Raw genomic sequence first — 26,967 nt, forward strand, 5'->3', positions numbered from 1 at the left:
TCACCAGGCCAGTGATCGGTCGACGGTGTCCAGCACGCGGTCGAGGTCGGGCAGGTACTGGTGTTCGAACTTCGCCGGCGGGTAGGGCGTGTTGAACCCGCCGACCCGCAGCACAGGCGCTTCGAGCCGGTAGAAGCAGCGTTCGCTGACCGCCGTGCCGATCTCCGCGCCGAGACCGGCGAACGTCGGTGCCTCGTGCGCGACGACGCAACGGCCGGTCCGGTCGACCGATTCGGCGATCGTGTCCAGGTCGAGCGGGGACAGTGTCCGCAGGTCGATGACCTCCAGCTCGCGCCCCTCCTCGGCGGCGGCCCCGGCGGCGCTCAGGCAGGTGGCGACCATGCCGCCGTAGGTCAGCAGCGTGAGGTCCCGGCCGGGGCGGACGACGTGCGCCCGGTCGAGCGGCAGCTCCGGGGACGCCGGCACGTCGGCCTTCGTCCAGTAGCGGCGTTTGGGCTCGTAGAAGATGACCGGGTCGTCGCATTCGACGGCCTGGCGCAGCATCCAGTGCGCATCGGCCGGGTTCGAGCAGCACACGACGCGCAGCCCGGCGGTGTGTGCGAAGTAGGCCTCGTTGGACTCGCTGTGGTGCTCGACCGCGCCGATCCCGCCGCCGACCGGGATGCGGATGACGATCGGCAGCGTGATCCGGCCGGCCGTGCGGGCGCGCATCTTCGCCAGCTGGGACACGATCTGGTTGAACGCCGGGTAGACGAACCCGTCGAACTGGATTTCGCAGATCGGCCGGTAGCCCCTGATCGCGAGCCCGATCGCGGTGCCGACGATGCCGGACTCGGCGAGCGGGGTGTCGATGACCCGGTCCCGGCCGAAGTCCTTCTGCAGCCCGTCGGTCACCCGGAACACGCCACCGAGCTGCCCGACGTCCTGGCCCATGACGATGACCTTGGCGTCGTCTTCGAGCAGCGAGCGCAGTCCGGAGTTGAGCGCTTTGGAGAGAGTGAGCATGGCTGCGCTCCTAATCTACGAAGGACGCGAGTAGCTCCTGGTAGCGGCCACGTTCGTCGGCCAGCAACGGTGTTTCTTCGGCGAGGACCGTGCCGAACAGTTCGCTGATGTCGCCGAGCGGGAGCTCGCGGCACACCGTGCGGGTCTGCGCCGCGAGGTCGCGGCATTCCTCGTCGACCTCGGTGCTGAACGCGTCGTCGGACCAGTCGCGCGTGCGTAGCAGCGTCTCCAGGCGGGTCAGCGGGTCCCGCGCGCGCCAGCTGTCCAGCTCGCTGTCACTGCGGTAGCGGCCAGGGTCGTCGGAGGTGCTGTGCCCGGCCAGCCGGTAGGTCGTCGCCTCGATCAGCGCGGGCCCGCCGCCAGCGCGGATGCGCTCCACGACGGACCGGGTGACCGCGTGCACGGCCAGCACGTCGTTGCCGTCGACCAAGTGCGACTCGAGCCCGAAGCCGGTCGCGCGCTGGTGCAGCGGAGCCCGCATCTGGGTGCCGGTGGGTGTGGAGATCGCCCACTGGTTGTTCTGGCAGAAGAACAGCAGCGGCACGTCGGCGGCGGCCGCCCAGTTGAACGCCTCGTTCGCGTCGCCCTCGCTGCTCGCGCCGTCACCGAAGTAGGCAGCGACGACCTCGTCGGTGCCGTCGCGCTGCACACCCATCGCATACCCGGTGGCGTGTGGCAGCTGAGCGGCCAGCACGAGTGTGTAGATGTGGAAGCGGTACGCGGCGGGATCCCAGCCGCTGTGGGCGTTGCCGCGCCACTGGATCAGCAGCTCGGCCGGGGTGATGCCCCGGCACAGCGCGGCGGCGTGCTCGCGGTAGCTGGGGAAGACGTAGTCGTCCTCACGCAGCGCGGTGATCGAGCCGACCTGCGCGGCCTCCTGGCCGATCGACTGCAGCCACAGGCCCAGTTCGCCCTGGCGCTGCAGGTTCAGCGCCGCGTCGTCGAGCGCGCGGGCCCTGCGCATCTGACGGTAGAAGCCTCGGCACAGCTCGGGGGTGACCTCAAGTTCCCACTCGTTGTCATCCCGGAGCGCGCCGGACGGTTCGAGCAGCTGCACGGGTTCCATGCGGTTCCTCCACCGGGTCACGGCCAGGCGAAAACGCCCTGGTGAGGGCGCCGTCGCCGTGGCTGGTATCGGCTACAGGGTGGTGAGCCGACCGCCCAACCCTACCGCGCATCTTTCATTTGTACAGTCCATGGCCACTATTCCAAACAGACGGTCGGCCGACTGTTGGAGCACCGAACATTCGTAATCCGCACTGTTTCGCGAGTCGGGGAGTTCGTCAGAGCAGGACCGGGAGGTGCTCGAAGCCGCGCAGCGCGAGGCCAGGGGCCCGGAAGATCGGGATGCCGCCCATCCGAGGGCTCGGGAACCGCTCCAGCAGGGTCGAGAACAACGCCGCACCCATGAGCTTCGCCAGGTGCGCGCCGAGGCAGTAATGGGCGCCGCCACCGAAGCTCAACGAGCTCATCGGGGTGCGCCGCACGTCGAACTCGTCCGGGTCGGCCAGCACCGCGGTGTCCCGGTTGGCGCCCGCGACGAGCGCGAGCACCACCGACCCACCGGGGATCGGCATGCCGTCCAGCTCGGTGTCGCGCCGCGCGGCCCGGAACATCACCTGGACCGGCGGTTCGCACCGCAGCACCTCGTCGACCGCGGACGCGACGAGGCCGGGCTGTCCACGCAGCACGCGAGCCTGCTCCGGATGGTCGATGAACAGCTTCATGCCGAGCCCGACCATGCTGGTCGGCGAGTCGAAACCGGCACTGAACAGCAACAACAGGCTGCCGATCAGCCGTTCCTGTTCGTCGCCGTACCGGGTGACCAGCTCGCTCACCAGGTCCGAACCCGGTCTGCGGCGGCGCCGCGCGACCAGCCCCGCCAGCTCCAGCCAGAGCCGCTCACCCGCCTGCGCCGCCCGCTGGCGCTGCGCGGGAGACGGCGCGAGCTCCAGCGCGGGGCTGCCCTGCCGGACCAGCATCCCGAGCTGCCGCGCCTCGGCATCGGCGATGCCGAGCAGCCGCCCGATGACCGCCGCCGCGTACGGGACGGCGAGGTCGGTCTCGATGTCGACCGGAACCCCCGCCGTCGCACGTCTGGCGAGCCGGTCGCACAGCGACTCCGCGAGGCGCGCGCAGTCCTCGCGCCGCGCCGCGATCCCGCGCGGGGTGAAGTGCTTGGCCAGGATGGACCGCTCGAACCGGTGCTCGGCGCCGGAGCGGAACGCCATGGTCTGGAACAGCCCCTTGGTGAACGGCCGGTCCCGCCACCCCGGGTAGGTCTCGTCGAAGTGCCGCCCGGTGAGCGGCCCGATGTCCGGGTGCCGCAGCACGGCCGCGCACTGGTCGAGCGTCGTCGCCAGGAACCGAGGCGACGCGTGGGGGAACCGCACCGGCACGATCGGCGCGATCTCCCTCAGCTGCGCGTAGAGCGGGTACGGGTTCGGGTTGCCGCGAGGCCGGATCAGCCGCAGGAACAGCCGGTTCGCGCTCGCCTGGCCGCCGGGCGGTTCGGCCGGGATCACGAGGCCACTCCGGACAGCGCGCGGCGGTCCGCCCAGAACCCGAGCAGCGCGTCGAGGGTCCGGTCCGGCTGCTCGGAGTTCGGACTGTGCGCGGCGCCGTCGATGATCACGTGCTCGGCGCCGAGCCGTCCGGCCATCTCCGCGAACGCCGCGCGCGACCACAGCCTCCGGTCCCGTCTGCCGTGCATGACCAGCACCGGAAGCCCCGAGGCGATCAGTTCGTCGGTCCGGTCCGGCTCGGCGCGCATGGCCCGTGCCGTGCCGCGCATGAACCCGGCGTTCGCGGTACGCAGCTTGAGGTGCCAGAAGTCGCGCAGCGCCGCGTCCCGTTCCGGCACCAGCCGTTTGACCAGCGGCCACAGCAGCTCCAGGCTGCCCATGTCGAGCTTGCGGTCGAGGTCGGTGAGCATCGCGTCGTGTTTCGGTTCCGCCATGCTGGGGCCGCAGGCGAGCAGGGTCAGGCTGCGCACCGCGCCCGGTTCGGCCACCGCGGCGGCCCTGCCGATGAACCCGCCGAGGCAGTGGCCCAGCAGGTGGACCGCCGAGCCGCCGCCGACCTGCGCGAGGACCTCGCGCACGTCCTTGGCGAGCAGGTCGATGCTGTACGCCGCCGCCTCGTCCGGTCCGGTCGACTCGTACTGACCGAGCTGGTCGAACGCCCATCCGTGGTACCCGGCGTCGGCGATCCCGGGCAGCAGCGGCCAGAAGTCCTCCTTGGACCCGACGTACCCGGACACCATCAGCACGGCGACCCCGAGATCGCGCTCCGGGCGGGGCCGGGCACAGGACGCGACGACCGGGCCTCTGCCGGTGTGCAGCACCCGCCGCTCGATTCCAGCAGGCAACGGCAGAGTCATGGCTGAGGGCTTTCCTTCCGGTCGGGTCGGGCGACGATCTGGGTCAACAGCCGCACCGCGCGCCCGGTGCCGTCCTCGGCACGCAGGTGGCGGCCCAGCTTCCGGGCCCGTCTGCGCAGCTCCTCGTCCTCGAGGACCTCCGACAGCGCCCGCTCCAGCGACGGCCCGGTCAATGAGCGCAGCCTCGGTGCCCTGGCCGACACACCGAGTCCGTGCATGCGGTCGGCCCAGAACGGCTGGTCGGTCCCGACCGGGCAGATCACCTGGGGGCGGCCGGCCGATGCGGCGGCGCCGGTGGTGCCCGCGCCTCCGTGATGCACGACAGCGGCGACCCGGGGGAACAGCCAGTCGTGCGGCACGTGGCGCAGCATCAGCATGTCGTCGGTCGACGCCATCCCGCGCAACCCGTGGTAGCCCGAGGCCACGATCGCCCTGCGTCCCAGTCGCGACATGGTGCGTTCGACCAACGCGCCGAGCCCGCCGGGTTCGCGGATCGGCATGCTGCCGAACCCGATGTACACCGGCGGTTCGCCGTCGTCGAGGAACGCGGCGAGCTTGCGGGGCGGCGTCCAGTTCGCCCGCGTGGCGAGGTTCCAGTAGCCGGTCACGTGCGCGGTGTCCGGCCAGTCCGCCGGCCGGGGCAGCACCCGGGGGCTGAAGCCGTGCAGCACCGGGACCGTCGCGGAATCCGAGGGACAACGCGTCGGATCGTGCCTGCCCGGCCTGCGCGGGAGCTCCGGCGAGGTGGACCGCCACCGGTCGATCGCGCCGCGCGCCCACAGTCCGGCCTGCAGGCTCGCCATCCGGTACGACGCCCGGTTGACCGACGCCGGCAACCGAACCGTGTTGGACCAGACCGGAGCGGCGAACAGGGCGGTGGGGGTCAACGCCGGTAGTGGGGTCGCGATGACGGCGGGCACGCCGAGCCGTTCGGCCAGGTGCTGGCCGAGTGGCAGGACCGGGTGGTGCACGACGACGTCGGCGCCGCTGTTCCTGGCCACGGCCCACGCGCTGGTGATCGCCTCGCCGGCCAGCCCGCCGAGTGAGCGGGCGAGCCGCGCGAAGTGCAGCGGGCCGTGGCTGTCCGACATCGTCGCGGCGAGTGCCATCATCCCGACGTCGAGCGCGGCGAACGGCACACCCGCGGCGATCGCCAGCGGCCTGAACAGCGGCGGAGCCGCGACGGTCGGTTCGTGTCCGTCCCGTTGCAATCGCTCGGCGAGGGCCACCAGAGGGCGCACGTCGCCCTGTGAACCCACCGCGAGCAGCAGAACCCGCATGCGTGTTGAACCCCGCTTCGATCAGACCTTCATTGCTTGAGCGCGCAATGAGGCGCAGCGGGGAATCTAAATGATCATCGAGTGCACTTGAGGTAATTTAGGGCACTCTTATAGCAATATTAGTGTGGCTTTTACCGGCCCCACCGTCACGCGCGGCGGTAGCTGCTGGGCGGTGTGCCGGTCCACTGGGTGAACGCGCGGCTGAACGCGGCGACCTCGGAGTAGCCGAGCCGCCTGGCGACCTCGGACACGGTCAGCCCGGTCGCCGCGAGCAGCTCGATCGCCAGCGACTGCCTGGTCTCGGCGGTGAGCGCGCGATACGACGTGCTCTCCCTGGCCAGACGGCGGTGCAGGGTTCGCGGGTCCACCGAGAGCGACTGCGCCGCCGCGTCCATCGTGGGCATCGCCGACGGGTCACGCAGCAGCAGCGCCCGCACCATGGCCGCCGTCCCACGCCGCCGCTGCCGCCGGTCGAGCAGGTCGAGGCACTGCCGTTCACACATCGCGGCGGTGCGCGGATCGGCCTGCGGCAGCGGCTTGTCGAACAGCTCGTGGGGAATGCTGACCGTGACGGCCCGCCGCGCCGCGACGAGTTCGGTTCCGGCGAACACCTCCGCCAGTGCCCGGCAGCCCTCGGTGTCGGGAGTCAGCCCGACGACGACATCGGCCCACGGGAACTCGTCGCCGAGCACGAGCCGGATCATCTGCCACGCGGAGGCCACATCCCGCTTCACCAGGAACGTCCGGACATCCGCCGGGATCTCCGTCCCGTCGAACACCGTCACCGCCCGCGTGCCCGCCTCCTCGACGGTGATCCGGACGAACGCCGAGCTGAGCGTCAGATAGCGCGTCGCCACCGCCATGGCATCCCGCAACGTCGGACTGGAGAGCATCGCGAACCCGAGACCGCCCGCGCTGCCGAGCGTGTAGCGCAGGCCGGCCGCGACCCCGAGACCCGGCAGGCCACCCGAGCGACCGACGACGTTGCGCGCTACCTCGAGCTCCTGACGCGCCTCGATGATCCGATCGTCGTCGTCGAGCTCCGCCCTGGACAGCCCGGTCCCGCGTACGCAGTCGGCCTCGGACAGCCCGTGCGCCACCGCCGCCTCGACGATCCCGGCGGCGCCCGTCGGGCTGCGCGGGAAGTCCCACACCGGACGCTCATCGGCCAGCACTGTCCGAAAATATCAACAAATCGTCGGGAACGGACATTCATCCGCGAACCGAATGTTCCTACCGTTCTCCTATGACTCAGCCAGCACAGCAGCCACCACGGAATCCCCGCATCGCGATCATCGGCGCCGGCATGTCCGGGTTGTGCATGGCCTTTGTCCTGCGCCGCGCGGGGATCACCGACATCACGATCTACGAGAAGGCCGACTCGGTCGGCGGCACCTGGCGCGACAACACCTACCCCGGCCTGAGCTGCGACGTTCCGTCGCGCTTCTACCAGTTCACGTTCGCGCCGAAACCGGACTGGAGCCACGTCTTCTCCCCCGGCGCGGAAATCCGCGACTACTTCACCTCGGTCGCGCGTGACCACGATCTGGAGAAACACATCCGGTTCGGCACCGAGGTGGTGCACGCCGAATTCGGTCAGGGCCACTGGCGGCTGCGCACCTCTCACGGTGACACCCAGGAGGTCGACTTCCTGATTTCGGCGACCGGCATCCTGCACCATCCCCGTTATCCGACGATCCAGGGTCTCGACGACTTCGGTGGCGCGGTGTTCCATTCCGCGCGCTGGGATCACAGCGTCCCGTTGCGGGGCAAGCGGGTCGCGGTCGTCGGCACCGGTTCGACCGGCGTCCAGATCGTCTGCGGTCTCGCCGGGACCGCCGGTCGGGTCGAGCTGTTCCAGCGCAGCGCGCAGTGGGTCCTGCCGGTCCCGAACCCGAGCTACACCCGGTTCGGCAAGACGCTGCACCGGCGTTTCCCGAAGCTCGGCGCGCGCATCTACGAGTCCTACCGCGCGGGCTTCCAGTTCCTCGCCGGCGCGCTGATCAAGCCGGGCAAGCGTCGGCGGCTCATCGGCGCGCTGTGCCGCGCGAACCTGCGCACCGTCCGCGACCCGAAGCTGCGCGAGGCGCTCACCCCCGACTACCAGCCGATGTGCCGGCGGCTCATCTTCTCCGGCCGGTTCTACCGCGCGATGCAACGGCCCGACGTCGGTCTGGTCACCGAGAACATCGACCACGTGACGTCGAACGGCATCGTGACCACCGACGGACGTCTGCACGAGGTCGACGTGATCGCGCTGGCCACCGGCTTCGACGCACACGCGTTCCTGCGGCCGATGAACCTGGTCGGGGAGAACGGCCGGACGATCGACGAGGCGTGGAGCGACGGCCCGCGCGCGCACCTGACCGTCGCGCTGCCCGACTTCCCGAACTTCTTCATGCTGATGGGCCCGCACAGCCCGGTCGGCAACTACTCGCTGACCGCGATCGCCGAGACCCAGGCCGACCACATCCTCGGCTGGGTCGACCGCTGGCGGCGCGGCGAGTTCGCCACCGTCGCGCCCACCCGCCAGGCGACCGACGCGTTCAACACCGAGATGCGCTCGGCGATGCCCGGCACCGTCTGGACCACCGGCTGCACCAGCTGGTACCTCGGCAAGGACGGTGTGCCGGAGCTGTGGCCGTGGACGCCCGGCGCGCACCGCACCCGGCTGAGCACCGACACCTCCGGCTACGACCTGCGGGTCACAGCCGATCGGCCATGAGCTCGCCGACCATGATCGCGGTCAGGTTGGTGTTCGCCCTGGGCACCGACGGGAAGATCGACGCGTCGACCACCCGCAGACCCTCGACGCCGAGCACCCGACAGTCCGGGTCGACCACGGTCGTGGCGTCGGACGGCGAACCCATCCGGCAGGTGCTGGTGCCGTGCTGCGTGTCGACGGCGGTGGCACGCAGGTGCCGGTCGAGGTCGGTGTCCGAGCCGTCCAGCGCCGCGCGCAGCGGATGGTTGACCGGCGCCTGCCACGGGTCGTCGCCGCACACGGCGCGGACCGGTGCGGAGTCGATCAGCTTCGCCAGCAGCCGGGCGCCGTCGCGCAGCCGCGCCAGGTCACGCTCGTCGGACAGCATGTTCTCCCGGACGACCGGCAGCGTGGCCGGGTCGAGACCGGTCAGCTCGACCGAACCGCGGGAGAACACCTGGTTGACCCACACCCCGATGCCGCCGGCGCCGGCGCGCATGTCGGCGCTGCTCATGGCCAGCAGGTTCTGGTTGAGCGCGACCAGCATCATGTCGTTGCCGAGACCGCCGGTCCCGCTGTCGTAGCGCACGCAGCAGTTCGTGTGCCGGTCCTCAGGACCCGCAGCGTGCCCGGGCAGCAGCGGTACGCCGGCCATGACCATCGGATGGTCCTGCATACCCCGCCCGACCGGCAGGTCGGCGCGGACCTCGACACCCAGTGCCCGCAGCGCGTCGGCCGGACCGATGCCGGAACGCAGCAGGATCGTCGGCGAGGCGATCACTCCGGCGCTGAGCACGACCTGGTCGGCGTGCAGCACCTCACCGCCGGCCAGCCGGACCCCGACCGCGCGGGTCCCGTCGAACACCACGGTGTCGACCAGGCACCCGCCCCTGACCTCGAGCGTGGCCAACTCCCGCGCGGGCTCAAGGTAGGCGTCGTTGGTGGAGACGCGGCGCCCGTCGCGGGAGTTGATCGGGTACGGCGACACCCCGGTCGCGCCCGGCGCGTTGACGTCCGGCGCCCACTCGAACCCGTGCGCGAGCGCGGCGCCGCGCAACGCCTCGTCGACCGCGCCCCACGCCGCAACCGGCGCCCGGTACACCGGCGTCGGCCCGTCGCCACCGTGGTAGGTCTCGGCCGCGAAGTCCTGGTCGGACTCCAGCGCGACGAAGTGGGGCAGCACGTCCGCCGGTCGCCAGCCGGCCGGCCAGGAGTCGAAGTCGTCCATCGGCGGGCGGATCGCGATCTGCCCGTTGACCGTCGAGCTGCCGCCGACGCCGCGTCCACGCCAGTACAGGTAGGGCTCCTGCCACTCGGTGCGGGTCGCGTCGAGACCGGGCCACAGGTAGTCGCCGATGGTGGGGCTGAGCAGGCCGTTCATCGGGTTGGGCGAGCGCCACTCCTCGGGCAGTGCGGCCGATCGGAAGTCGATCCCCGCTTCCAGCAGCAGGACTCGCCTGCCGGCCGAGGCGCAACGCGCGGCCAGCGCGGCCCCCGACGACCCGGCACCGACCACGATGAGATCCCACGCCACCGGGCCATCGTGGGTCACCGGTGAAGGTTCGGGCAAGGGCCGCCGGAAGATGGGAAGGTTGAGGAGCGACCGAGCGTTATCGCATGTGGCCGATCGAAGGAGCGAGACTACAGATGAGCACAGAGAAGGCGATCCTCGCCGGTGGCTGCTTCTGGGGTGTGCAGGACCTCATTCGCAGGCAGCCGGGCGTCGAGTCGACCCGCGTCGGGTACACCGGCGGTGACGTGCCGAACGCGACGTACCGTAACCACGGAACGCACGCCGAGGCGATCGAGATCCTGTTCGACCCCGCCAAGATCAGCTACCGGGACCTGCTGGAGTTCTTCTTCCAGATCCACGACCCGTCGACGAAGAACCGCCAGGGCAACGACAGGGGCCTGAGCTACCGGTCGGCGATCTTCTACACCAGCGACGAGCAGCGCAAGGTCGCCGAGGACACGATCGCCGACGTGGACGCCGCGGGTCTGTGGCCAGGGAAGGTCGTCACCGAGGTGACCGAGGCGGGCCCGTTCTGGGAGGCCGAGCCGGAGCACCAGGACTACCTGATCCATTACCCCAACGGCTACACCTGCCACTGGGTCCGTCCCGACTGGAAGCTCCCGCGCCGCCAGGAGCAGACCAGCAGCTGACCCTTCGGCCAGGTCGCGCCACCGACACCGCGCACCTCCGCTCCACGCCGCGCTATGTGCTCATAGCGCGGTGTGGACGTGGGGTGCGCGGTGTCGTGCGTCCAAAGCGGGTGCGGCCCCACGGCTTGTACACCGACAGCACGGTCGCGGCCAGCACCAGCGCGCCGCCGACGCCGAAGCCGCCGATCAGCCACACCGGGTCGGCCCCGGGCTTCTCGGCCGCCGAGGCCACCCAGCCCTGGACGAACACGAGTCCGCTGGCCACGGCGAGCACCGCCAGCACGAACTTGGCCAGCACCCAGTAGTGCTTCACCAGGCCCCATTTGCCGGTGAGGCTCACCGCGAGGCCGGACATGATCGACGACAGGCTGACCCAGGGCAGGATCGTGACCTCGAAGCCGGCCAGCAGGACGTAGTGCGACTGAGCCACGGCCGCGTCGCGGGTGTCGGCGGCGAGAACCGCGAGCGTCAGCATGACCGCCGCGAGCCCGAGGAAGACGCCGGACAGCGCGACGTGCAGGGTCAGCAGCACCTTGCGGGTCCGGGGAGCCACCTGCCCGGCGAGCAGGCTCAGAACCGCCACCGACAGCGGCATGACGGTCACCGCCGCGAGCAGGTCGGCGACGACGAACCCCAGGTACACGGCGAGCAGGAACACCAGCCAGCCCGCGCCGAGCGACAGCGGCCGTGACGGCTGCCGCACGGTCGACACCAGGACCCCCAGGCAGATCACGGCTCCCGCCGCCCAGTACCCCGCCCGCCAGGGATCCGTGGTCGGGAAGACCGGCGGCAGCAGCATCCCCGGCACACTGATCAGGACGTAGAACGCGGTCAGGCCGCGCAGCGTCCCCGTCGTCGACTCTTCCGCGTTTCTCACCTGGCAAGTCAAGCCTTCGGCACCGGGTCATTCCATCGCCGCGCCGCTCGGATGCATACGCGACAGTCCAGCCGGTCCGGCGCCGTCAGAGATCGGCGGCCAGTGGAACCTCGGCCAGTGCCGGCGACGTCATCCAGGCGCGCAGCACCTGGGTCGCGTGCACGTCGTCGGAGTTGTAGCGCAGCAGCCGTTCCCGCTGCGTCTCGTCGGGCGGCTCGCCGTCCATGCCGACGGCGTCGCGGTACCAGCGCATCGAGTTCTCCCCGCTGGCCTCCGGGTCCTGCCAGGCGAACCCCGCCGCGGGTGCGATGCGCTTGAGCCCCTTGCCCTGTGCGCACAGGAACCACTGGCTGACCACGGCGAACAGGTCGACCCAGCGGTCGGAGACGATGAACTCCTCGACCTCGGCGCGCGGCGGGATGCCCGGGTATCCGACGAAACGGTCGGCGGAACCGAGCAGCCAGCGGTTCTCGGCCTGCTCGTTGTAGCAGTAGGCGGCGAAGGTCAGCCCGCGCTCGGCGCACCGGCGGCGCAGCGCACTGAGCCAGCCCCAGAACTCGGCGAACGACCGGGCCTCGTCGTCGGTGGGCAGCGGCGTCCAGGTGGCGAAGGCGCGGTACCCCGTCGGCTCCCCGATGTCGGCGCCGCCCGGGGTGGTGAGCAGGCACCCCCACAGGTAGGCGCCGCCCTCACCGAAGCTCTCCATGTCGATGTCGACCTCGACGTCGGCCCGCAGCACCGGCACCTCCGCGACCCTGCGGACCAGCGGAAGGTCCCGCAGGTACGCCTTGGCCAGTGCGATCGCGTCGGCGAACGGCATGCCGTGCAACAGCACCGGCGGCTCGGCGGCCGGATCGAGCGCGGCCAGCTGGGCGACGGTGGCGACACCGGCATCGCGCAGGGCCACCGCATGCTCACCGCGCAGCACGAGGCTCACGTCGCGGCGGTCGGCGAGCACCGTCTCGCAGGTCGGCCACCAGGGACACCGCCGGCACTCGGTGATCCGCGACGGCTGGGCGAGCGCGGGCCGGCCGGCGGCGGCAGCCTGCGCGATGGCCAACCGATCCGCGAACCGGCTGTCGTATTCCTGCAGCGTGCTGTGCCCGCCCGGCCAGCTGGGCACCGACAGGTCGTGCCACAGCACCACGTCGGCGTCCAGCCCGATCACCCCACCCAACGAGGGCAATTCGGGATCGGCGAACCCGACGGACTGCAACATCCGCACCAGATGCGCGAGCCGCAGCTGGTCACGCGTGTGCGACCGAGCCTTCCGGGACGGATCCGCCGAGGCCAGCTCGGCATGCGGCGGCCCCAACGGCCCGGTCAACGCCCCCGACCCCGGATCGGTGACCCGATGACGCACGACGATCAACGGCCGGTAACCGCCGTCGGCGCCCCGAACGAGCAGATCGACGTCACCGCTGCGAGCGGCGGCCGGATCGAGCGGCAACACCGCGTTCCACACGTACTCGGCGCCCGCCCGCAGCGCGGCGACGGTGGCCTGCTCCCGCTCCCGAGCCGGACCGCTCGGCACCGCGACCCACTGCGCGGGCCCGACCAGCGAGGCCAGCCGATCCCCGATCTCGGCCCGATGCGCCAATGCATCGTCGCGCCGCTGCTCCAGCGCCGGATCAGGCTGAGCCCGAGGCGCTCCCACAGCCGACGGATCATGCTCGAGATGCACCCGGCGACGACACCGGGACACCGCGGACGCATCGAGCGTCACCTGTCCCGCAATCACCGCCATGCCCAGCACTGTAGAGACAGGGTCCGACAGTTCTCGTTCGGCCTTTCCCACACCCTCCGACGTCACGTCGCAGACCCTCACGTCGCATCGCAGACACTGCAGCATCTGCGACACAACCCGAACCTCTGCGAGGCGTGACGCCCGCGGCTCCTGAAGCGCGCCGCGCCGCGCCGCCTCCAAGGCTCGCTGCGGCCGCCCCCGCACCTCGCCGCTGGAACACCTTGCACACCTACGTGCTGCGTCGCATATGTCCGGACGTGTGCGACGCAGCACGTAGGTGTGCAAAGTCCCACCAACCCCGCGAAGGCGGGCGGTGTCAACCCGGAACCCTCGCCCCCGAACCCGCGCAACCACGAACCAGCGCGAGGCCGGCGAAGCCGGGGGTTGATACCGCCCGCCCACGCCAAGACACTCACAAGCCAGCGGGGACACCACACCAAGACACCCGTGAGTGATTTGGGCTGCCATAGCAGCCCAAATCACTCACGGCATAAAGCCGGCAGGGACTGAACCCTCCCCCAACACCGGCCCCAGGCAATTGCGCCTCCGCTAGAAATCTTCGGCACGCTGTGTCACAGTTCGTGATCGACTCAGGAGGTGGAATTGCGGTTCCTCAACTACCTCCAGTTCCGCTGGGCGCACGTGCTTGAACTGACAATCGAACACGCCTTGGTCACGATCACGACGGTCGCCATCGCCACCGTCATCGGTGTCGCGGTCGGCGTCGCCACGTACCGCACCGACCGCGCCAGACAGCTCGTCCTCGGCATCGCCTCGGTCTTCCTGACCATCCCGTCGCTGGCCCTGTTCGGCCTGTTCATCGGCCTGATCGGGCTCGGCATCGTGCCGGTGATCATCGCGCTGGTGATGTACTCGCTGCTGCCGATCCTGGCGAACACGATCGTCGGGCTGCGCAGCGTCGACCCGGCCATCGTCGAGTCGGCGCAGGGCATCGGCATGCCGAGGAACGCGCGGCTGTTACGCATCGAGCTGCCGCTCGCCTGGCCGGTCATCCTCACCGGCATCCGGGTCTCGACGCTGCTGACGATCGGCATCGCGGCGATCGGCGCCTACATTCGGGGTCCGGGCCTCGGTCAGGACATCTTCACCGGGCTGGCCCGCATCGGCAGCCCCCAGGCGATCAACTACGTGCTCGGCGGGGTCCTCGGCATCGTGCTGCTGGCGATCCTGTTCGACCTGTTGTTCGTGCTGGTCAACCGAATCACGACATCCCGGGGGATCCAATGACCCAGAAGATCAAGATTCGGCTGGACCGGCTCACCAAGACGTTCCCCGGTCAGAAGCAGGCCGCGGTGGACGAGCTGTCCATGGAGATCCCCGAGGGCGAGATCGTGATCTTCGTGGGTCCGTCGGGCTGCGGCAAGACGACCACGATGAAGATGGTCAACCGGCTGATCGAGCCCACCTCGGGCCGCATCTTCCTGGACGACGAGGACGTCACGAAGGTCAACGCCGACCAGCTGCGCCGCCGTATCGGCTACGTCATCCAGCAGATCGGGCTGTTCCCGCACCAGACGATCGCGCAGAACATCGCCACCGTGCCGAAGATGCTGGGCTGGAAGCCGGACCGCATCGAGGCCCGGATCGACGAGCTGCTGCGCACGGTCAGCATGGACCCGGAGACCTACCGGGGCCGCTACCCGAAGGAGCTGTCCGGCGGCCAGCGTCAGCGCATCGGGGTGGCCAGGGCGATGAGCGCCGACCCGGACGTCATGCTGATGGACGAGCCGTTCGGCGCGATCGACCCGATCACCCGCGACCGGCTGCAGAACGAGTTCCTCCGGCTGCAGGCCGAGATCAAGAAGACGATCATCTTCGTCACCCATGACATCGACGAGGCGATCAAGATGGGTGACCGCATCGCGATCCTGCGCGAACACTCGCACATCGCCCAGTTCGACACCCCCGAGCGGATTCTGGTCAATCCGGCGGACGAGTTCGTCGCCGACTTCATCGGCCGAGGCGCCTCGCTCAAGCGGCTGAGCCTGAGCCGGGTCCGCGACATCGAGCTGTCCCAGTGGCCGACGATCGCCGCCGACGCGGATCGCGCCCAGGCCTACCGAGACCTGGAGGCGACCGACCGGGGCTGTCTGCTGGTGCTCGACGACCAGCGCAAACCCCGCAGCTGGGTCAACTCCGATCACCTGGGACGGGACAACGGCCGGTCGCTCGCCGAGATCGGGCTGCCGCTCGCGGTGGTCGAACCGCAGGCGACCCTGTCCGACACACTCAACGAGATGCTCACCGCGCGGTACTGCACCGCGGTCGTGGTGGACCGCTCAGGCGAGTACCAGGGCATCGTCGACATCGACACGATCAACGAGTCCATCCGGGGCATGCGCACGGCCGAACGCGACCGGCTGCGCGCGGGCGCCGACCCCGCATCCGGGCTGGTCGAGGACGAACCGGCATGACGTACACGCTCGCCAAGCAGGAACGGGCAGCCTCGGGCCGTCGGTCCGTGGCCGGCTACCTCGGGCTACCCGCCGCGCTGCTCGCCGTGCTGCTCGTGCTGTACGTGGTCGTCCACTCCCGCACGCTGGACAGCATCGAGCAACGCCTGGTCAACGGCCCGAAACTGCTCCAGGCGACCGGGCAGCACCTGGCGCTGACGGCGGTGTCCACGATCGGCGTGCTGATCATCGCGATCCCCGTGGGCATCGCGCTGACCAGGCCGTTCGCCGCGCGCATCACCGGGCCCACCATGGCGGTGTTCAACATCGGCCAGGCGGTCCCGTCGATCGGGCTGCTGGTGATCTTCGCGATCGTCTGGGACATCGGCTTCTGGCCGTCGATCGTCGCGCTGGTCGCGTACTCGATCCTGCCGGTGCTGCGCAACACCATGATCGGGCTTCGCCAGGTCGACCAGGCGGTCATCGAGTCCGGCCGGGGCATGGGCATGAGCAAGCTCGCCGTGCTGACCAGGATCGAGCTGCCGCTCGCGGTCCCGGTGATCCTGACCGGCCTGCGCACCGCGCTGGTCATCAACGTGGGCACCGCCGCGCTGTGCACGTTCGTCGGCGCGGGCGGTCTCGGCAACATCATCGACGGCGGGCTCGTGTCGAACCGCCAGCTGGTCATCGTGGTGGGCAGTGTGCTGACCGCCGTTCTCGCCCTGTTCGTCGACTACCTCGCGGGGATCGCCGAGGACGTGCTACGTCCCCGGGGCCTGTGACTGCTGAAGGAGCAACTGTGCGACACATGCGACGTGCACTGGCCGGTCTGGTCGTGGCCGGAATCGCGCTCACCACCGCGGCGTGCGGCGGTGGGAGCGGCGGCGGTGACGCCGGTGGCGGTTCGCTCGGCGCGGTGCGCATGGAGGGTGCGTCGTTCAAGGTCGGGTCGAAGGAGTTCACCGAGCAGCTGGTGCTCGGTCAGATCGCCGTGCAGGCGCTGAAGGCGACCGGCGCGAGCGTCGAGGACAAGACCGGCATCCAGGGCACCACGAACGTCCGCACCGCGCTGACCTCCGGCGCGATCGACATGTACTGGGACTACACCGGCACCGGCTGGACGACGCTGCTCGGCCACACCCCGGCCGAGGCGCCGAAGGACAGCGCCGCGCTGTTCAAGGCCGTCGCCGACGAGGACCTGCAGAAGAACAAGATCAAATGGCTGGACCCGGCACCGCTCAACAACACCTACGCGATCGCCACCGCGCAGAGCCGCGCGCAGGAGCTGAACGTCCACTCGCTGTCGGACTACGCACGGCTGGCCAACGCCGACCCGGCGAAGGCGAGCATCTGCGTCGCGTCGGAGTTCCTCGGCCGGGACGACGGCTGGCCCGGCGTGCAGAAGACCTACGGCTTCGCGCTGCCCGGCAACCTGGTCAAGACCGTCGACCTGGGCGTCATCTACACGCAGGTGCCGAGCGGCCAGCAGTGCAACTTCGGTGAGGTCACCGCGACCGACGGCCGGGTCGCGGCTCAGCACCTCGAGGTGCTGAACGACGACAAGAAGTTCTTCGTCCTCTACAACGGCGCGATGACCATCCGCGACGACGTGTTCCAGAAGTACCCGCAGCTGGCCCAGGTGTTCGGTCCGATCAGCGCGAAGCTCACCGACGACACGCTGCGCACGATGAACCAGCAGGTCGACGTGGACGGCGCGCTGCCGGAGGAAGTGGCGCAGAACTTCCTGAAGGAGAACGGCTTCATCAAGTAGATGCGCCGGGTCAGAGCCGTACTGCTGGTGGCCGTCCTCGCACTGGCCGCGTGCGCAAGCCCGCAGTCGACCGGCGGTTCGTTGGACGGCGCGAGCTTCCGGGTCGGGTCGAAGGAGTTCACCGAGTCGCTGATCCTCGGCCAGATCACCGTCAAGGCACTGGAGGCGGCAGGCGCGAGCGTCGAGGACAAGACCGGCATCCAGGGCACCACCAACGTCCGCACCGCGCTGACCTCGAACGCGCTCGACATGTACTGGGACTACACCGGCACCGGCTGGACCGCGCTGCTCGGCCACACCCCGGCGGAGGCGCCGCGCGACCCGACCGCGCTGTACCGGCTGGTCGCCGAGGAGGACCTGCGGCGCAACCACGTGCGCTGGCTGGACATGGCGCCGCTGAACAACACCTACGCGCTGGCCACGTCCCGGGCCAGGGCGCAGCAGCTGAACATCCACACGATCTCCGACTACGCGCGCCTCGCCAACACCGCGCCCGAACAGGCGAGCACGTGCGTCGCCTCGGAGTTCCTCAGCCGCGACGACGGCTGGCCGGGCGTACAGAAGGCGTACGGCTTCGCGCTGCCCGCCGCCCTGGTCAGGACGGTCGACGCCGGGGTCATCTACACCCAGATCCCGAGCGGGACGCAGTGCACGTTCGGTGAGGTCGGCTCGACCGACGGCCGCATCGCCGCGCAGGACCTGCTGGTCCTCGACGACGACAGGCAGTTCTTCGTCCGCTACAACGCCGCGCTGACCGTCCGGGAGGACGTCGCCGCGCGGTATCCGCAGCTCGCGCGGATCTTCGGGCCGATCACCGCGAAGCTCACCGACGACACGGTGCGGGCGATGAACCGACAGGTGGACGTGGACGGCGCGCTACCAGAAGAGGTCGCGGAGAAGTTCCTGACCGACAACGGTTTCCTCAGGTGAGCCCGTCCAGCTGAGTTGCGCGGCGCCCGTCGATCTAGTGTTATCGCACTGGTTTGATCGAGAGGGACGGCATGGACGATCTGGCGACGCTGCTCCCGGCGGACCATGTGCCGGTCCGGGAGCTGGCCCGGGTGCCGATGCGGCGGACCGTCCTGGCCGAGCACCGCGAGTCGGGCGACCGGGTGGTCGTCGTGGTGCCGGCGCCGGAGCTGATCGAACACGTCGAGCAGCGGGACCGGCTGCGCCGCCACACCGATGCCGTCGCGGCGCTGAACCACCCGCACGTCATGCCGGTGCGTGCCCGGGACGATGCGGTGACACACCTGGTCGCCGGCGTTCCGGCCGCCGCCGAGCTGGCCGCGCTCATCCCGGGCGCCAGCCCTCCCGCCGGGTTCCTGCCGGTGCTGGCCGGGATCGCCGATGCGCTGGACGCCGCCCGCCGGGTCGGGTGCTACCACGGTGACCTGCGTGCCGAGGACGTCCTGATCGACCTGCGCACCGGACACGCGTGCCTGTCCGGGTTCGGGGTCTCGCCCGCCGCCGAGTCCGCCGAGGACGGCGCGACGCTGGACGTCGAGGAGCTGGGGGCGCTGCTGGTCCAGTGCGTCGAAGGGCTGTCGCCGACGAGCGCACCGCCGCCACCTGAGCTGGCCGAGGTGCTGGACCGCGCCGTGGCCGAGGATCCGGAGCAGCTCTACCCGAGCTGCCGGGCCATGATCGACGCGGCCGCCGCGATCCTGCTGCCGCCCCCGCGTCAGCCTGCCGCCGCCCCGGCGCGGCCCCGGGATCCGCGGGATACGAAACGCTTCCGGCTGATCCTCGGATCCGTACTGGCGGTCGTGCTGTTGCTGGTCGTCGCCGTGACGGGCGGTGCCTGGGGGCTGTCCCACTGGAGTCCCACCAGCGCCGAGCTGGCCCGGATGCCCGCCACGGTCCGGGTCGACTGTGACCTCACCGACCCGAAGGGCCCGGTCCCGAACGCCTCGCGTCAGCTGCGGTGCAAGGACCTGGCGGGTCAGGAGCTGATCGCCGGGTTGTACGACTCCGAGCCGGAAGCCGAGGCCGGGTACCGCGCCGCGGTCGCGGCGACTCCCGGCGCGCGCAACGGCGACGGTGACTGCGCCGCGAGCCCGGGCTGGGAGCACGTCTACCCCGGTGTCGGCGCGGCGGCCGGGCGGGTGTTGTGCGTGCGCAACGACACCGGTGCGCGGGTGGTCTGGCTGGACCGGGCCAACCGCACGGTGTCCACCGCGACCAGACCGGACGGCAACGCCGTCGCCCTGTACCAGGCATGGGCCCGTTGGGTACAGATCCCGGAGTTCCCGACCTCGGAGGAGAAGGCGGTCATCGATCAGCAGGCGCCTCGTCCTGTGCGCTGCCGACCGATGTCGGCGACGACGACTGGAAGGGCGGGACCGCCAAGGTGGGCAAGCTCGCCTGCGGCCAGACCGCTGGCGAGCCGACATTCGTCTGGATGCTGGATCCGCTCCGGCTCCTGGGTGTCGCCACCGCGAGCGACCGGGGCCAGCTGAACAGATGGTTCGTGGACGAGGGCCAGCCGAATCCCGCTGTGCTGTTCGCCGAGCTCAACCGGCAGGCGACGCCGCCGTTCCCCACTCCGGACGAGGCCGCGATCATCGCCGGACTGACGCTGAGCACCGGGAAGATCTGCGTGCGGCCTTCCGAGGAGAAGATCCGCAACGATGTTCTCGACGCGCAGGTCGTCGCGGTCGCCTGCTGGGACGACAAGACGCCGACACCGGTCTACTTCTACCGGTACGCCGATCCCCAGCGACTCGCTAAGGATGTGGGCAGCGGCGGCGCCCGCAGCTGCGAGACGAACCCGCCTGGTTTCCTCGGCACCGCGCGCTACAGCAAGCCGAGCGGCGCGACGGGTGTACTGACCTGCTTCACCACCGAGTCGAAGGTGTCCGTGCTGGTCTGGTCGGACGACCGAACCGGGGTCCTGGCCGCCACGGCGGTCCCGGCGAACCCCGCGAAGCAGGCCGAGCTGATCGCCTGGTGGACAGCGAACGTCAACTAGCGGATCCGCCGTTTCATACCCATCGACGCCGTCCACCGCTTACCGTTGATCCACAGGTGTCGCGGTTCGGTCGAGGGGGATGGGTGTGGACGAGGTGCGCGAGCTGCCGGCCGACCAGCGGGTGGTCCGCCGACTGGCGGCGGGGCCGACCCGGCTGACCGTGCTGGCCGAGCACCGGCAGACGGGGAAGCGGTCGGTGTTCGTCACGTTCGGGCCGGAGCTGAGCCCGGCGTCGAGCGACGCGGTCGCCGCGCTCGGCCATCCGCACATCCTGCCGCTGCGTACGGCCGGGCCGGGCATGTTGTCGGCGCAGGTACCGGACGGCGCCGACCTGGTCGCGTTCGCCCCGAACGGCGGGTCGCCGTCCGCAGAGCTCGCGGTGTTGACGCAGGTCGCGGACGCGTTGGACGCCGCTCACCGGGTCGGGGCGGTGCACGGGGACCTCCGCGCGGAGGACGCGCTGGTCGACGTGCGCACCGGCCACGTCTGCCTGGCCGGGTTCGGGCTGTACCCACCGGGGACCCCGGTCGGCCCGGCGAACGACCAGCGCAGCCTCGGCGCGGTGCTCGCGCACTGCCTCCCGCCGCACCGGCCCGCGCTCGCCGACGTGCTGCAGGCGGCGTACGCGGCGCGCTACCCGACGTGTCGCGCCCTCGTCGACGCGGCGAGAGCGGCGCTGCCCGCCGAGGCGCCCGCACCGTCCCCGAAGCGCACCCGGCGTCGCCGGACCGTGATCGGCGCCGCGTTGGCGCTGGTGGTCGCGGTCGCCGCCGGAGTGATCGCGACGCCGCACATCGTGGCGTCGTTCGGCCCGACGGACGGCGAGCTGACCCGGATGCCAGCCGCCGTCCGCGGTGCGTGCGCACTCGCCGGGCCGGAGGGCCTGCCACCTGGCTCCGACCGGCAGCTGCGCTGCCACGGCGCGGACGGTCAGGACATGACCGCCGGGCTGTACGACTCGGCCGCCGACGCCGAGGCCGGTTACCGCGCGGCGGTCGCCGCCACCCCCTCGGCGCGAACCGGCGACGGCGACTGCTCGAACAGCCCCGGCTGGGAGCACTCCTACCCCGGCGTCGGCGCTCCGACCGGGCGGGTGCTGTGTGTGCGGGACAACACCGGCGCCCGCATGGTCTGGCTGAACCGGACCGACCGCACGGTGTCGACCGCCACCAGGTCCGACGGCGACGCGCTCGCGCTGTACCAGGCCTGGGCCCGTTGGGTCGAGATCCCGGCCTTCCCCGCCGCGCAGGAGAAGGACCTGATGGCGCTGCTGGTCGAGACCGACTGCCGCCGCGCCCCGGCCGGCGCGATCGACGCGGTGGACGGCGCGGTCGCCTCGGTCGACTGCACACCACTCGGGACCGGAGCGAGCACGGTCCGCTACCTGCGGTTCTCCGACTCCGAGCACCTGGACCGCGCCTACCGCTCGGACGTCGAGAAGGCAGGCGGCCACGACGGCGTCGACTGCAGCGACCCCAAGGAACCCACGTTCCTGGGTGACTCCGTCACCTACGTCCTGTCCGTTCCGTTCGGCCGGCTCGCCTGCCGACCGGGGCCCGGCGCACCCACGCTCACCATGAGCATCGACTCGCTCATGCTCATGGGCATCGCCTCCGGTCCGGATCGGACGGCACTCGTCAACTGGCTCAGCCATGCCTCGAGCCCCCGCGTGGCCCCGCTGGTGGGCTCGCTCAACCAGCGGTCGCAGTTCCCGACCGCCCAGGAACGCCAGCTCCTCGACCACATCCCGGCAGGTTCGCCGAGCATCTGCACCCGACCGACGGAGAAGCAGGTTGGCCTGAACGTCAAGGGCGCACGGGTCGTCGGGGCGGCCTGTCTCGTGTCCACCCTGCGCGGCGGCTCGGTCTTCTACTACCAGTACGCCGACCACAACGAGCTACTCGCCGCCGGCGGCCCCAGCGGCGGGCCGGACTGTCTCAGCGACCCACCCGGGTTCTTCGGTTCGGCCCGCTACACCCGCCCGAACGGCTCCACCGGCACGCTGCAGTGCGGCCCGACCGTCGCCGACGCCGCAACGTTCGCACTGGCCTGGACCGACGAGCGCACCGACATCCGGGTCATGGCGTTCAGCCCGGATCGTGGGGCGCTGCTCGCCTGGTGGCGCTCGGGCGCCGGACCGGAGTGACGTAGCCGATACCGTGTGCCGGTGCGAATCACCATGGCCCAGGTCGACGTGCAGCTGGGCGACATCGACGCGAACGTGGAACACGCTGAACGGGTGATCGCCGAGGCGGTCGCGCAGGGCACCGACCTGATCGTCTTCCCCGAGCTGCACATCAGCGGCTACGCGATCGGCGGGGTCGACCAGGACCTGTCCATCACGCCCGACGACGAGCGGCTCATCCGGCTGTCCAAGGCGGCGGGCAAGGCCGGTGTGCTGCTGAGTTTCGTCGAGACCGGCAAGGGGGTGCACACCTACAACAGCTCGGGTTACTACCAGGACGGTGAGCTGGTGCACCTGCACCGCAAGCTGTACCTGCCGACCTACCGTACCTACGAGGAACGCAAACACTTCACGCCCGGCCCGTCGCTGCGCGCCTTCGACACCGAGTACGGCCGCATGGCGACGCTCATCTGCAACGACGCCTGGCAGCCGCAGCTCGCGTTCATCGCCACCCAGGACGGCGCCCGCGTACTGCTCGTGCCCACCGCGAGCGCCCAGTCGAACTTCCCGCGCCGCTACGACTCGGCGGGCTACTGGCACGGCATCACCCGGTTCTACGGGCGTATGTACGAGCTGTACGTGGTGTTCGTCAACCGGGTCGGCGTCGAGGACGGCCTGCGGTTCTGGGGCGGTTCGCACATCATCGACCCGTGGGGCGACGTGCTCGCCGAAGCACCCTTGGTCACCGAACACGTGTCGACCGCCGAGGTCGACCTGGCCGAGGTGCGCCGCCGTCGCCGCGAAATCCCCCTGGTCAAGGAAGCCCGGCTGGGCCTGATCCAGCGCGAGGTGGCCCGGCTAGTCGACGAGGGTGGCGACCTCTGACCCTCTCAGCGAGACGATCAGAGCACTCATCGCAGCCTGGGTGACCACGAGAGTCCCGGCCGCACGGTTCTTGGTGTCCCGGATGCCCACGATGTCGTCCCCCAGCGCAGCCACCTCGACGCACTCACCGTTGTGAGTGCTGTAGCTGCTGGTCCGCCAGCGTGGCTCCGCCACCTGGACACCTCCTACAACATCTTGCGGATCAGCTCCACCGAGCGCTCCGGGCTGGCCGCGACGCGTTCAAGGTCGCTGACGCCGTGCTGGTACGTCCGGAGCCGCTGTTCATCGTAGTAGTAGAGGGCATCATCCAAGAGCTGGATGTAGCAGAGCTGGCTCGTCGCATTGAAGCTGAGCAGCGTGAACTTGCCTATGTGGACGGCCGGAATCCCGTCCTCCGGCCGGAGTATCTGGATCGTCACGTTGGGCAGGTCGGCCATTCGGATCAGATGTTCCAGCTGAGCGCGCCGAACCTCCCGGGTGCCGATGGCGACCTCCAGTGCCCATGAGGTGATCACCGTGTGCAACCGAAGCGGTCTACCCGCTTCCGTCAGTCTCTCCGCGCGGGCCATGCGAAAGTCCACGACTCGCTGGACTCGATCAGCTCTGACCAGCATCGACCTCTCAGTGAGTGCGGTGGCGTACTCCGGCGTCTGCAGCAGGCCGGGCACAGCATCGCGCTCGTAGGCGAATTCCCGATCCGCCACCCGCTCCAGCCCCACGAACGACGAGAACCAGGTATCGACCACGTCCGACCACGGTTTCCACCAGTTCGCCTCTTCGACTCGGGCCGACAGCTCGATCAATCGGCCGATGCTGCGCGCGTCGGCGCCGTAGGCAGACAGCAACGTCGTGATGTCCTCCTCGGTCTGCTGCTGCCGGCCGTTCTCCATGTGCCCGATCTTCGGGCTGTTGATCCCGGTCAGCGCGGCGGCCTTGGCCACCGAGAGCCGCGCTTCCTTCCTGGCCCGGATCAGCTCGGTGCCGACCAGCCAGCGGATCGGAGCTACATGAGGTGCCGCAGTCGCCATGTGTACCTTCTCATGATAAATTACATAGATACGATATATTGTATCTCAGGGGGAAGTCTACGTGGACTTGGCTGTCTACCTACACAGGTCGAATGGAACGGTCACCCTTCTGGGTCGTAGACCCACAGAGGATCCGCGTCCGTACAGCTACCCGAACCTCGCGCTCAGCGTCGCGATCACCCGGGCGAGCAAGCTCGTGATCGGGAAGGACTGCCGGCTCGTGAACGCCGTCGAGGATCCCCTCGACCGGCGCAGACCCCTCTACCAGCAGGCCGCCCCCACCATCCGCTACGCCCTGTGCGTCACGGCCGCCCGCGCGCACCAGACGCTCCCTTACCTACCGCCCCGCTACGAGGGACATGTCGACGGCCTCGCCCAAGCCCTCGAGATCATGCTCAACGCCGCAGACACCGACCCCGCGCCGGGCATCGCCTGGCGAGATTTCCTCCCGTCCGAAACGCTCGACCAGGCGCGCCGACTGCTGTCCCCCGAGGGAACGCCGACTGGCTGCTGGACCTCTGACTCAGTAGCCGACGGTGAACCTGCGCTGGACGTACCTGGGCAGCTCGGCCTCGTCGAGCAGCGCGACCGCGAAGTCCTCGTAGGAGATGCTGCTCTCCCCGTTCGCGTCGACGATCACCTGGTCACCGCCTAGACGGAACCGTCCGGTGCGGGTTCCCGGTTCGATGCGCAGCGCCGGGCTCGCGTAGGTCCAGAGCCGGTTCGACAGGCGGTAGGTGTTCAGCGCGTCGCGGTGCCCGCGCACCGCGGCCTCGTACTCCTCGGGCAGCCCCAGCGCGACGAGGCCCTGCCGCAGTTCTTCCGGGGAGTCGATGCCGGTGACGCCCGGCCGGATCTCCAGGCTGCCCGCGCCGCCGATCACGATCAGCCGCAGTGCCGGATAGCTCTCCATGGCTTTCAGCAGGGCGTTCGCCGCCGTCACGTAGACCGTCGGGTCGCTGATCGAGCGCCGGAGGGTGTCGCCGAGGTCGGTGGCCGCGTTGCCCGGCTGGTAACCGCTGATCAGGACGTCCAGGCCACCGATCGACGCCGTGAGGTCCTGAGTGTCGAGCACGTCGACCGGGTGCCACCGCACGTTCTCGGTGCTGTCCGGCAGCGCCGATGTGGGACGGGTGAACGCGGTGACCTGGTGGCCGCGTTGGACGGCCTCGGTGACGACGCGTTGGCCGATGTTGCCGCTCGCGCCGATGACTCCGATACGCATCATGTCCTCCACAGTGTTCAGTAACTACACGCCGTGTAGTCATACGCGCCGGGCCGGCGATTGATTCCCGGATACCCTGCCGGGATGACCGACCAGATCGCGAGCCGGCGACAGCGCCTCCGGCAGCAGACGGTCCGGGAGATCAAGGACATCGCCACCCGGCAGATGGCCGCAGCCGGACCCTCGGCCATCTCGCTGCGCGCCATCGCCCGCGACATGGGCATGACCGCGGGCGCGATCTACGGTTACTTCGACACGCGCGACGCACTGATCACCGCGCTGGCCACCGACGTGTACAACCGTCTCGCCGATCGTGAGGAGGCGGCCCGCCGGTCCGTCCCGGTCGAGGATCCATGGGGCAGGCTGGTCGCCGTCGGTCTCGCCTACCGGGCGTGGGCGGTCGGCAACCCCGAGGAGTTCCAGCTGCTGTACGGCGACCCGGTGCCCGGGTACGAGCAGCCGAAGGACGGTCCGATCACGGTCGCGGCGCACCGGGTCTGTGCGATGCTGACCCAGCTGGTCGCCGCGACCTGGGCCGACGCGTCGACCGTGCAACCGACCGGCCGGTACCGCTGGTCGGACTTCGACCCCGGCCTGGTGGCTCTCGTCCGCGAGAACCACCCGGAGCTGCCCCCCGACGCCGTGGGCCTGGCCATCCGGGTCTGGGGCCGCATGCACGGCCTGGTGACCCTGGAGGTCTACGGCCACCTGCGCAACCTCACGACAACCCCCGCGAAGCTCTACGACTCAGAGCTCGTCGACCTGATCAGTTCCCTCGGCCGTCCGTGACCGAGCAGCTCGCACAGAGCGCCCACACGCCGCACAGAGGCTGGAGCCTCTGTGCGGCGTGTAGTCGGTCTGTGCGAGCTGATGTGATCGTCGGGCACTAGAGTGCCCGGCATGAAGCTGCGGAAGACCTCGGGCGACGTTCCTCGCCAGCTCGTGACGCCCAGCAACGCCAAGCGGGCCATCGCGGTGGGCAAGGTGCTGGCGCCGGTACTCATCCCGGTGGCGATGCGCGCGGCGGCGGTGGCGCGCGGCGCATGGGACGAACGCAAGGCCCGCCGGCTGGGTGTCGCCCCCGGTGAGCTGCAGAACTTCAGCGGCAAGGGCGGTGCGCTGCACGCCCGGATCGCCGGCATCGCACAGACCCTGGCCCAGCTGCAGGCACTCGGCGTCACCGGGGACCGGGCGCTGCAGGTCACCAACTTCATCACCGCGACCGAGCCCCGGCTGATCGACCTGTCGGCCGCCGTGCACGCCGCCGAGCAGATGCCCACCGAGCGTCGCCGGGCCGCGCACCGGGCCGTCGCGGTCGAGCTGGACGCGATCGAGCCTCAGCTTCTTGAGCTTCTTGGTGTGAATTCGCGTCCGTGAGCTGGTGTTAAGAGACTCACTACAGCAAGTCGAGGTGGACACTCTAGGC

The 26,967-nt window shown here is 70.2% G+C and carries 25 protein-coding genes; 13 read left to right on the forward strand and 12 right to left on the reverse strand.

Annotation, left to right across the window (positions count from 1 at the left end; all coding sequences use genetic code 11):
- The 6 genes from G406_RS0141535 to G406_RS0141560 form a co-directional block, all read right to left on the reverse strand.
- Nucleotides 1-966 carry an alpha-ketoacid dehydrogenase subunit beta gene (locus G406_RS0141535; RefSeq protein ID WP_028938467.1) on the reverse strand — a complete coding sequence of 322 codons (966 nt, stop codon included), beginning with the start codon at nucleotides 964-966 and terminating at the stop codon, nucleotides 1-3.
- 10 nt (nucleotides 967-976) lie between these two features.
- Entirely contained in the window at nucleotides 977-2,032 is a 1,056-nt protein-coding gene (locus G406_RS0141540; RefSeq protein ID WP_028938468.1) for a thiamine pyrophosphate-dependent dehydrogenase E1 component subunit alpha, read from the reverse strand.
- 217 nt (nucleotides 2,033-2,249) lie between these two features.
- A complete protein-coding gene (locus tag G406_RS0141545) occupies nucleotides 2,250-3,491 on the reverse strand; it encodes a cytochrome P450 (protein ID WP_028938469.1) in 1,242 nt (413 codons plus the stop codon).
- Entirely contained in the window at nucleotides 3,488-4,348 is an 861-nt protein-coding gene (locus tag G406_RS53040; protein ID WP_084216819.1) for an alpha/beta fold hydrolase, read from the reverse strand. Before G406_RS53040 ends, G406_RS0141545 begins: the two co-directional genes overlap by 4 nt.
- Nucleotides 4,345-5,628, reverse strand: coding sequence for a glycosyltransferase (locus G406_RS0141555; RefSeq protein ID WP_028938470.1), 1,284 nt, complete (start codon nucleotides 5,626-5,628; stop codon nucleotides 4,345-4,347). The genes G406_RS53040 and G406_RS0141555 overlap by 4 nt, the downstream gene beginning before the upstream one ends.
- A gap of 146 nt (nucleotides 5,629-5,774) precedes the next feature.
- On the reverse strand, nucleotides 5,775-6,803 hold the full coding sequence (locus G406_RS0141560) for an AraC family transcriptional regulator (RefSeq protein ID WP_028938471.1): 1,029 nt from the start codon (nucleotides 6,801-6,803) through the stop codon (nucleotides 5,775-5,777).
- A 71-nt stretch (nucleotides 6,804-6,874) separates the two neighbouring features.
- On the opposite strand from G406_RS0141560, the gene G406_RS0141565 reads away from it, so the two are divergent.
- Entirely contained in the window at nucleotides 6,875-8,353 is a 1,479-nt protein-coding gene (locus G406_RS0141565) for a flavin-containing monooxygenase (RefSeq protein WP_028938472.1), read from the forward strand.
- Here G406_RS0141565 and G406_RS0141570 read toward each other — a convergent pair.
- On the reverse strand, nucleotides 8,334-9,866 hold the full coding sequence (locus tag G406_RS0141570) for a GMC family oxidoreductase (RefSeq protein ID WP_245607413.1): 1,533 nt from the start codon (nucleotides 9,864-9,866) through the stop codon (nucleotides 8,334-8,336). The genes G406_RS0141565 and G406_RS0141570 overlap by 20 nt on opposite strands.
- A gap of 113 nt (nucleotides 9,867-9,979) precedes the next feature.
- Between G406_RS0141570 and msrA the strand changes: the two genes are divergently transcribed.
- Nucleotides 9,980-10,495 carry a peptide-methionine (S)-S-oxide reductase MsrA gene (gene msrA, locus G406_RS0141575; RefSeq protein WP_028938474.1) on the forward strand — a complete coding sequence of 172 codons (516 nt, stop codon included), beginning with the start codon at nucleotides 9,980-9,982 and terminating at the stop codon, nucleotides 10,493-10,495.
- 52 nt (nucleotides 10,496-10,547) lie between these two features.
- On the opposite strand, the gene G406_RS55095 is transcribed toward msrA, so the two are convergent.
- Together G406_RS55095 and G406_RS0141585 are read right to left on the reverse strand one after the other, a co-directional pair.
- Nucleotides 10,548-11,372 carry a hypothetical protein gene (locus tag G406_RS55095; protein ID WP_051343381.1) on the reverse strand — a complete coding sequence of 275 codons (825 nt, stop codon included), beginning with the start codon at nucleotides 11,370-11,372 and terminating at the stop codon, nucleotides 10,548-10,550.
- An 85-nt stretch (nucleotides 11,373-11,457) separates the two neighbouring features.
- Entirely contained in the window at nucleotides 11,458-13,119 is a 1,662-nt protein-coding gene (locus tag G406_RS0141585; RefSeq protein ID WP_037081318.1) for a TM0106 family RecB-like putative nuclease, read from the reverse strand.
- A gap of 597 nt (nucleotides 13,120-13,716) precedes the next feature.
- Here G406_RS0141585 and G406_RS0141590 point away from each other — a divergent pair.
- From G406_RS0141590 to G406_RS0141630, 9 genes are all read left to right on the forward strand, one after another.
- Nucleotides 13,717-14,367: an ABC transporter permease gene (locus G406_RS0141590; RefSeq protein ID WP_245607414.1), complete on the forward strand. Its 651-nt coding sequence runs from the start codon at nucleotides 13,717-13,719 to the stop codon at nucleotides 14,365-14,367.
- Nucleotides 14,364-15,554 carry a betaine/proline/choline family ABC transporter ATP-binding protein gene (locus G406_RS53050; protein ID WP_051343382.1) on the forward strand — a complete coding sequence of 397 codons (1,191 nt, stop codon included), beginning with the start codon at nucleotides 14,364-14,366 and terminating at the stop codon, nucleotides 15,552-15,554. Before G406_RS0141590 ends, G406_RS53050 begins: the two co-directional genes overlap by 4 nt.
- A complete protein-coding gene (locus tag G406_RS0141600; RefSeq protein ID WP_051343383.1) occupies nucleotides 15,551-16,315 on the forward strand; it encodes an ABC transporter permease in 765 nt (254 codons plus the stop codon). Before G406_RS53050 ends, G406_RS0141600 begins: the two co-directional genes overlap by 4 nt.
- A gap of 26 nt (nucleotides 16,316-16,341) precedes the next feature.
- Nucleotides 16,342-17,304, forward strand: a complete 963-nt coding sequence (locus G406_RS0141605; RefSeq protein ID WP_051343384.1) for a glycine betaine ABC transporter substrate-binding protein — start codon at nucleotides 16,342-16,344, stop codon at nucleotides 17,302-17,304.
- Entirely contained in the window at nucleotides 17,305-18,234 is a 930-nt protein-coding gene (locus tag G406_RS0141610; protein ID WP_028938479.1) for a glycine betaine ABC transporter substrate-binding protein, read from the forward strand. It abuts the gene before it with no gap.
- 53 nt (nucleotides 18,235-18,287) lie between these two features.
- The gene (locus tag G406_RS0141615) at nucleotides 18,288-19,766 is read left to right on the forward strand and encodes a hypothetical protein (RefSeq protein ID WP_156935445.1); all 1,479 of its coding nucleotides are present in this window, start codon (nucleotides 18,288-18,290) and stop codon (nucleotides 19,764-19,766) included.
- Nucleotides 19,709-20,278, forward strand: a complete 570-nt coding sequence (locus G406_RS0141620) for a hypothetical protein (protein WP_028938481.1) — start codon at nucleotides 19,709-19,711, stop codon at nucleotides 20,276-20,278. The genes G406_RS0141615 and G406_RS0141620 overlap by 58 nt, the downstream gene beginning before the upstream one ends.
- Nucleotides 20,279-20,363: 85 nt before the next feature.
- Nucleotides 20,364-22,424, forward strand: coding sequence for a serine/threonine-protein kinase (locus G406_RS0141625; RefSeq protein WP_156935446.1), 2,061 nt, complete (start codon nucleotides 20,364-20,366; stop codon nucleotides 22,422-22,424).
- A 21-nt stretch (nucleotides 22,425-22,445) separates the two neighbouring features.
- Nucleotides 22,446-23,288 carry a nitrilase-related carbon-nitrogen hydrolase gene (locus tag G406_RS0141630; RefSeq protein WP_028938483.1) on the forward strand — a complete coding sequence of 281 codons (843 nt, stop codon included), beginning with the start codon at nucleotides 22,446-22,448 and terminating at the stop codon, nucleotides 23,286-23,288.
- Here G406_RS0141630 and G406_RS0141635 read toward each other — a convergent pair.
- The 3 genes from G406_RS0141635 to G406_RS0141645 all read right to left on the reverse strand — a co-directional run bounded on the left by G406_RS0141635 (nucleotide 23,262) and on the right by G406_RS0141645 (nucleotide 25,544).
- Complete coding sequence (locus tag G406_RS0141635) at nucleotides 23,262-23,462, reverse strand: DUF397 domain-containing protein (protein WP_028938484.1); 201 nt, start codon at nucleotides 23,460-23,462, stop codon at nucleotides 23,262-23,264. The genes G406_RS0141630 and G406_RS0141635 overlap by 27 nt on opposite strands.
- An 11-nt stretch (nucleotides 23,463-23,473) precedes the next feature.
- On the reverse strand, nucleotides 23,474-24,316 hold the full coding sequence (locus G406_RS0141640) for a helix-turn-helix domain-containing protein (protein WP_028938485.1): 843 nt from the start codon (nucleotides 24,314-24,316) through the stop codon (nucleotides 23,474-23,476).
- Nucleotides 24,317-24,839: 523 nt separating this feature from the next.
- Nucleotides 24,840-25,544 (reverse strand): NAD(P)-dependent oxidoreductase, encoded by a 705-nt coding sequence (locus tag G406_RS0141645; RefSeq protein ID WP_211241423.1) that lies wholly within the window; start codon nucleotides 25,542-25,544, stop codon nucleotides 24,840-24,842.
- 81 nt (nucleotides 25,545-25,625) lie between these two features.
- Between G406_RS0141645 and G406_RS0141650 the strand changes: the two genes are divergently transcribed.
- Entirely contained in the window at nucleotides 25,626-26,330 is a 705-nt protein-coding gene (locus tag G406_RS0141650) for a TetR/AcrR family transcriptional regulator (RefSeq protein WP_028938487.1), read from the forward strand.
- Nucleotides 26,331-26,441: 111 nt separating this feature from the next.
- Nucleotides 26,442-26,918: a DUF6474 family protein gene (locus G406_RS53055; RefSeq protein ID WP_051343385.1), complete on the forward strand. Its 477-nt coding sequence runs from the start codon at nucleotides 26,442-26,444 to the stop codon at nucleotides 26,916-26,918.
- The last annotated feature ends 49 nt before the right edge of the window (nucleotides 26,919-26,967 follow it).

The sequence above is a fragment of the Actinospineispora spinosispora DSM 44797 genome (assembly GCF_000429025.1).
Taxonomy (GTDB): domain Bacteria; phylum Actinomycetota; class Actinomycetes; order Mycobacteriales; family Pseudonocardiaceae; genus Pseudonocardia; species Pseudonocardia spinosispora.